8 protein-coding genes are annotated in these 7,035 nt (G+C 66.9%); all 8 read right to left on the bottom strand.

Features of this window, described 5'->3' with window-relative positions; all coding sequences use genetic code 11:
* On the bottom strand, positions 1-718 hold a 718-nt coding region (locus EN738_RS27975), incomplete at its 3' end, for an ornithine cyclodeaminase family protein (RefSeq protein WP_127286490.1).
* A complete protein-coding gene (gene eutB, locus EN738_RS27970; RefSeq protein WP_189606010.1) occupies positions 715-1,710 on the bottom strand; it encodes a hydroxyectoine utilization dehydratase EutB in 996 nt (331 codons plus the stop codon). The genes eutB and EN738_RS27975, both read right to left, overlap by 4 nt.
* Positions 1,707-2,486, bottom strand: a complete 780-nt coding sequence (eutA, locus tag EN738_RS27965) for an ectoine utilization protein EutA (protein WP_127286488.1) — start codon at positions 2,484-2,486, stop codon at positions 1,707-1,709. The genes eutB and eutA overlap by 4 nt, the downstream gene beginning before the upstream one ends.
* 5 nt (positions 2,487-2,491) lie before the next feature.
* A complete protein-coding gene (ehuD, locus tag EN738_RS27960; protein ID WP_127286487.1) occupies positions 2,492-3,151 on the bottom strand; it encodes an ectoine/hydroxyectoine ABC transporter permease subunit EhuD in 660 nt (219 codons plus the stop codon).
* Complete coding sequence (gene ehuC, locus EN738_RS27955; RefSeq protein WP_127286486.1) at positions 3,151-3,810, bottom strand: ectoine/hydroxyectoine ABC transporter permease subunit EhuC; 660 nt, start codon at positions 3,808-3,810, stop codon at positions 3,151-3,153. Before ehuC ends, ehuD begins: the two co-directional genes overlap by 1 nt.
* 165 nt (positions 3,811-3,975) lie before the next feature.
* Positions 3,976-4,827 (bottom strand): ectoine/hydroxyectoine ABC transporter substrate-binding protein EhuB, encoded by an 852-nt coding sequence (gene ehuB, locus EN738_RS27950; protein WP_127286485.1) that lies wholly within the window; start codon positions 4,825-4,827, stop codon positions 3,976-3,978.
* 121 nt (positions 4,828-4,948) lie between these two features.
* Positions 4,949-5,734 carry an ectoine/hydroxyectoine ABC transporter ATP-binding protein EhuA gene (gene ehuA / locus EN738_RS27945; protein ID WP_127286484.1) on the bottom strand — a complete coding sequence of 262 codons (786 nt, stop codon included), beginning with the start codon at positions 5,732-5,734 and terminating at the stop codon, positions 4,949-4,951.
* Positions 5,735-5,870: 136 nt separating this feature from the next.
* On the bottom strand, positions 5,871-7,035 hold a 1,165-nt coding region (locus EN738_RS27940; protein ID WP_145966951.1), incomplete at its 5' end, for a PLP-dependent aminotransferase family protein.

Genomic DNA, 7,035 nt, shown 5'->3' with positions numbered 1-7,035 from the left:
TCGCCGGCGCGATCTCGTTCTTGTGCTCGGCATCCGAGCCCATGGCGGTGATGTGCTGGCCGGCCACGACGAAGCCGGCCTTGATCAGCGGTTCGGTCGACGGCGTCGTGGTGACGATGACGTCGGCGCCGGCGGCCGCCTTCGCCGCGTCCGGCTCGGCGCGCACCATGATGCCGAGCTTCTCGCGCAAGCGGGCGGCGGTGGCGTCTGCCTTGGCGGCATCGCGCGCCCAGATGCGGGCTTCCCCGATCGGCCGCACCAGGCGCAGCGCCTCGAGCTGCAGTCCGGCCTGGAGGCCGGCGCCGAAGATCGCGGCGACGGCGGAATCCGGCCGCGACAGGTGCCTGGCGGCGACCGCGCCGGCAGCGGCGGTGCGGATGTCGGTCAGATAGCCATTGTCGAGCAACAGCGCCTCGACCTGTCCGGTTTTGGCCGAGAGCAGCACCATCATGCCGCCGCCGCTGGGCAGGCCGAGCTTCGGATTGTCGAAGAAGCCGGAGCTGATCTTGACGGCGAAGCCGTCGATGCCAGGCACATAGGCGGATTTTACGTCGACCTCGCCGTGATGCTCGGGAATGTCGAGGCGCAGGATCGGCGGCATCGCCACCGGCAGCGTGGCCAGCGCGCGAAAAGCGTTCTCGACGCAGGCGACGGCATCGAGGTTCAGCGCAACGATCTGGCGCAGTTCAGCCTCGGTGAGGATCATCATCCGGCTCATGCGGCACGCTCCACGGTTGATGGCGCCTCGCCGCAGACGATTCTTCTGTGCAGCGCCATGTCGATGTTGCGGCCGGACAGGATGAGCACGGCAGGCCCGGCCGTCTTGACCTTGCCGGCAAGCAGCGCGGCGATGCCGACCGCGCCGGCACCCTCGACGATCTCGCGCTCCTCTTCATAGGCATGACGGATGCCGGCGGCGATCTCGTCCTCGGAGAGCAGGATAACATCGTCGAGCAGGTCGCGGCACATGCCAAAGGTCAGCCGGTTGTCGAGGCCGATGCCACCGCCGAGCGAATCCGCCAGCGTCGGCAGTTCCTCGATCTCGATCGGCCGGCCGGCGTCGAGGCTCGCCTTCATCGCCGCGCCCCGCGCCATGGAGACGCCGATGACTTTGGTGTTCGGGCTGACGCCCTTGACGGCGGCGGCGACGCCCGAAGCCAGCCCGCCGCCGGACAGCGGCACCAGCACGCTCGCCGCCTCCGGCACCTGCTCGATGATCTCCAGACCGAGCGTGCCCTGGCCGGCAATGATGTCGGGGTGGTCGAAGGGCGGCAGCATGACCAGGCCCTGTTCGGCGACCAGTTTCTCGACCTCCTTCTGCGCATCGTCCTGGCTGTTGCCGACGATGCGGATCTCGGCGCCGAGCCGACGGATCGCGTCGAGCTTGTTGTCGGGCACCAGCCGCGACATGCAGATCACGGCGCGGATGCCGTCGAGCCGCGCCGCATGCGCCAGCGCGCGGCCGTGATTGCCGGTCGAGGCGGCGACCACGCCGCGCGTCTTATCCTCAGGGCTTAGTGAAGCGATCGCGTTCGAGGCGCCGCGCAATTTGAAGGCGCCAGTGGTCTGATGGTGCTCGAGCTTGAGGTGGACGGGGTGGCCGACGCGATCCGTAAGGCTTTGCGACTGCACGGTCGGCGTGCGCTCGACCTTGCCGGCGATGCGTTCGCGGGCGACGCGGATGTCGGCGAGGGTGGTGGCGCTCGTCATGATTGGCTCAGCGACTTCGTCATCAGCCGGCCGAACTCAGGGCGCGCCGTGTCGTCGCCACACAGCCGCAGGCAATTCCAGGCGGTGGCCTGGTTGCTGGTGACGACCGGGCGGCCGATCGCCTGTTCCATGCCGGCGACAGCGAGCGCCGAGCGCAGCGCGGTGCAGGACACGAACAGCGCATCAGCCTCGGCATCGGTTGCCTTGCCGGCCAGTTCGACGAGTGCGGCCGGCGGGATGCGCGCCATCTCGCGGTCGTCCTCGAAGCCGAGGCAAGTGAAGCTCACGATCTCGAAGCCGCGCTCGGCGAAATAGGCCGCCATCGGCCGGCTGGTCTCGACCGTGTAGGGGGTGAGGATGCTGATCCGTCTCGCGCCCAGCGACTTCAACCCGCGCACACCGGCCATCGGCGGCGTCACCACGGCAACGCCGGGCCTGGCGGCCCGTATCGCCGCCTCGATCTCGGCGTCGCCGATCACCACCGAGGCCGAGGTGCAGGAATAGCAGATGGCGTCGAGCGGCTCGTCCGGCAGGATGAGCGCGGCGGCGGCCTCAAGCTCCGGCTGCATCCTGCGCAGGTTCTCCGGCGTCGTCGGGTTCTTGTAGGGGATGCGGGCGACATAGACGCCGATCCGCTCGCTCGCCACCATGCGGCGGAAATCCGGCTCGCTGGTGTGGTCGGTGGCAAGGATGATCAGGCCGACGCGCTTTTCCAGCGGGCGCGCATCGAGGGCTGGCCTTGCCGGCATCAGCCTGATTTCGGGCAGCGGTTGCATCAAAACTACCTTTCGATCTTGCCGTAGCGGTGTTCCAGCCAGCGCAGCAGCACGACCGAGAAAAGGCTGATGATCAGGAAGAAGGCGCCGACCAGCGTCATCGGCTCGACGTAGCGGTAATAGGTGTTGGCGACGCTCTTGGCCTGGTTCATCAGCTCCAGCACGGTGATCGCCGAGAGCAGCGGCGTCTCCTTGAACATGGCGATGAAGTAGTTGGCCAAGGCCGGAATCATCGGCGGGATCGCCTGCGGCAGGATGATGTGCGTCCAGGTCTGGCCGGCGCCGAGATTGCAGGCCTTGGCGGCTTCCCACTGGCCGCGCGGCACGTTGTCGATGCCGGCGCGGTAGACCTCCGCCGTGTAGGTGCCGTAGTGCAGGCCGAGCCCGATGACGCCGGCCACCAGCGGCGGCAACAGGATGCCGAAGTCGGGCAGCACGTAGAAGATGAAATAGAGCTGCACCAGCAGCGGCGTGCCGCGGATGAATTCGGCGAGGAAGCCGACGGTGCGCGACACGGCCCGGTTCTCCGAGCGCCGCGCCAGCGCGATGGCCAGGCCGACGATCGCCGCCAGCACCGAGCCGAGCAGCGTCGCCAGGATGGTGATCTTCACCCCCTGGATCAGCGTCGGCAGGATCTCCCTGACGAAATTCCAATCCCAGTCCATCAGACGCGCACTCCGTCGATGCCGCGCGCCATGCGGCGTTCCAGCGAGCGCACGCCCCAGGAGATGACCAGCGCCAGCAGGAAATAGATGACCAGGATGGTGGTGAACGGCATCAGCGTGTTGCCGGTCTGCGAGCGCACCACCTGCGCCTGGAAGGTGAGATCGGCGAGCGAGATCAGCGAGACCACCGAGGTCGCCTTGAGCAGTTCGATGGCGTTGTTGCCGAAGGTCGGCAGCATGACCAGCAGCGCCTGCGGCAGGATGACATGGCGCATGCCTTGCCAGCGGCCGAGATTGAGCGCGATGCAGGCCTCGTACTGCTCGCGGCCGATCGACTGGATGGCGCCGCGCACCACTTCCGCCGCATAGGCGCCGACGTTCAGGCCCAGCGCCAGCACGCCGGCCTGCAGCGGCGTCAGCGAAATGCCGGCAAGGGGCAGCACGAAATAGGCCCAGAACAGCTGCACGAAGATCGAGGTGCCGCGGAAGAACTCGATATAGGCGGTGGCCAGCGCGCGCACGACGAAGAAGCGGGACAGCCGCCCCATGCCGGCCAGGAAGGCCATGATCAGCGCCAGCACCGACCCCATCAGCGTCAGCTCGATGGTGACAAGCGCTCCCTGCAATATCAGGCCGAGATAGCCGGACCACTGGGTCATCTGGGTTCCAACGTTGGCGGTTAGCTTTCTTCTCCCCGTTCTACGGGGAGAAGATGCCGGCAGGCAGATGAGGGGCGGAGCCGCCTTCTGATATCTTGCCGCCGCCCCTCATCCGTCACTTCGTGACACCTTCTCCCCGTGAACGGGGAGAAGGAAGAAAGCGCCCTACTTCGCGGCGCAGAGCTTTTCGCGCGTCGTCGACATCGCGGCGGCGGCCGAGAAGCCGTAGGGCTCGATGATCTTGGCGAACTCGCCCGACTTCTTCAGCTTGGCCAGCTCGACATCGTAGGCGTCGCGCAGCGCCTCGTCGCCCTTCTTGAAGGCGGCGCCGTCGCAATAGACCGGCGCGCCCATCACCGGGGCGATGACTTCGAGGTTCGGGTCGTTGGCCTTCTTGACCAGGTCGTTGATCGACAGCACGGGGAGCGAATAGGCGTCGATGCGGCCGTCCTGCAGCATCTTCAGGCCGCTCTGGCCGTCCGGCACGACGATGACGCGTTCGCGCGGCACGCCGGCATTGAGCGCCAGCTTCTCCTCGGTGCCGCCGCCCGGCGCGCCGATGGTGGCGGAGCTATCCTTGGCGACGTCCTCATAGCTCTTGAAACCCTTCGGATTGCCCTTCTTGACCAGCATCGCCTCGGCGTCGCAGAGCACCGGCTCGGAATAGGCGACCGCCGCGCAGCGCTCCGGCTTCATGAACAGGCCGGCGGTGACGACGTCGAAGCGGCCGGCCTGCAGGCCGGGGATCATGGCGCCATATTCGGAGATCGAGGCGACGATGTCGTTGACACCCAGGCGCTTGAAGATCTCGCGCGCCACGTCGGGCGCGGCGCCCGAGACCTTGCCGTCGGCGGCGACCGCCGTGTAGGGCGGCTCGTTGGCGATGGCGACGCGGGCGAAGCCCTGCCCCTTCAATTGCTCGAGCTTGGCGTCGTCGGCCGAGCGCGCGCCGGAGGCAAGCATCATCGTGGTCACCGCGAGGCCGGCGACGCCGGCCAGAATGGCAAGTTTCTTCATTGTTCCCAACTCCTTGTTGTTGTCCTGGTTTGCGTTGTTTCAGGACGACTGCGTCGCCCGTCTAGGATGGTCTCGCCGCTTCGGGACGACTCTGTCGCTCGCGGGACGACTTCGTCGCCCGTTAGACGCGGTGGCCGGCCGCGATGATCTTCTTCAGGAAGCCTTGCGTGCGCTCCTGCTTGGGGTGGCGGAAAATCTCGTCGGGCTTGCCTTCCTCGACGATGCGGCCGCGGTCGAAGAACAGCACGCGATCGGCGAAATCGTGGGCGAAGCCCATCTCGTGGGTGACGAGCAGCATCGTCATGTCGGTCTCGGCGGCGAGCTTGCGCATGACGTTGAGCACCTCCTCGACCAGTTCCGGGTCGAGCGCCGAGGTGACCTCGTCGAACAGCATGATCTTCGGCGACAAAGCGAGTGCCCGGGCGATCGCGACACGCTGCTTCTGGCCGCCGGAAAGCTGGGCCGGCATCGCCTTGGCCTTGTCGGCCATGCCGACCATGTCGAGCAGTTCCATCGCCCGCTTTTCCGCCGCGGCGCGCGCCACGCCCTTGGTCAGCATCGGCGCCAGCGTGACGTTGTCCATGACGCATTTGTGCGGAAACAGATTGAACAGCTGGAAGACCATGCCGATCTTCTGGCGCATTTTCGCCAGATGGCGCTCGTCGGCGGGCAGGAGCTGGCCGTTGCGCTCCATGTGGTAGAGATGCTCGCCATCGACCTGGATGTGGCCGCCGTCGATCTTCTCCAGCGTCATCAGGATGCGCAGGATCGTCGTCTTGCCGGAGCCGGACGGGCCGATCAGCGCCAGCTTCTCGCCGGGCATGACCTGCATCGACAGGCCGTCCAGCACCTTGAAGGCGCCGAAGCTTTTCGAAATGGCATCGACCTTGATGATGGGCGCGGGCAATCAATTTCCCCGTTCTGGAGAAGCCTATGCCCTTAACGATGCGGAACGCGCTAAGTCATGTCAATTAGGAAAATAATATCATGACAATATTTCCGACGCGGCACAATTTCAGGGCAATCTGAACTCCGCTTGTGCATCAGATGGCGAGCAGGAGATGCTCCGGATCGCCAAGCAGTAGCTTGGCGACAACGCTCAAGCCGGCGCGCAGTTCCGCCTCGGCGGTCGAACCCAGCGAAATGCGCACGGCGGGATGCCAGGGTGCCTCGGCAATGCGGAAGGAGCTGCCGGGCGCGATCGCCACGCCGCGCAGGCGGGCCTGCGACACAAAACTCTCCTCGGCACGGTCGCCGGGAAGCTCGAGCCACAGGTGCAAGCCGTCGCGGTGGACGCGGTAGTCGATGCCGGCCAGCACCTCCGCGGCGATGTCCTGGCGCCGCCTCAGCGCGGCGCGCTGCCAGTGGACCAGCTCCATCGCCGTGCCGTCGGTGACCCAGCGCGTGGCGATCTCGGCCACCATCGGCGTCGCCATCCAGTTCGAGACGAGGTGACGGTTGGCCACCGCCGCGACATAGCGGTCGGGCGCGGCGAGGTAGCCGATGCGCAGGCCGGGCACGGTGATCTTGGTGAAGGAGGTGACGTAGAGCGTGCGCTCCGGCGCGAAGGCGGCGACCGGCGGCGGGCGGTCCTCGACCAGCGGGCCGAGCACGTCGTTCTCGATGATGGCGATGTCGTGCTTGCGCGCCACGGCCGCGATCTCCTCGCGCCGCCTGGCATCCATCAGCGTCGCCGTCGGGTTGATCACCGAGGGCTGCACGAAGACGGCGCGGATGTCGGAGTGCCGGCAGGCCTCGTCGAGCGCTTCCGGGATCAGGCCGTTTACATCGATCGGCAGGCCTTCGAGGTTGAAGCCGAGATAGCGGGCGAGCGGCACCAGCGTGTGGTGGCCGATGGCCTCGGTGGCGACCGTCGAGCCGGGCGGCGCCACGCTCATCAGCGCCACCGTCATGCCGGCAGTAGCGCCGTTGGTCAGGCTAATGTTCTGCGGCGAGGCGTCGAGGCCGCAAAGCCGCAGCCATTCGACCGCCACGGCGCGGTGGCGCGGAAACACCATGTTCGGGCGGAAGGACAGCGCCGAGCTCGACGGGAGGTTTTCGGCCAGCCAGCCCAGCGCCTGCTTCAGCCGCTCCAGATGCATCGGCTCGCAGACCGGCTTCAGGATCGACAGGTCGATGACCTCACCCAGGCGCTCGGGAATATAAGGCGGATCCTCCTCGCGGCGCTGCGTCTGGACGAAGCTGCCG

This window comes from Mesorhizobium sp. M4B.F.Ca.ET.017.02.2.1, assembly GCF_003998955.1.
GTDB lineage: Bacteria > Pseudomonadota > Alphaproteobacteria > Rhizobiales > Rhizobiaceae > Mesorhizobium > Mesorhizobium abyssinicae.
This window is presented reverse-complemented; position numbering and strand designations above follow the sequence as displayed.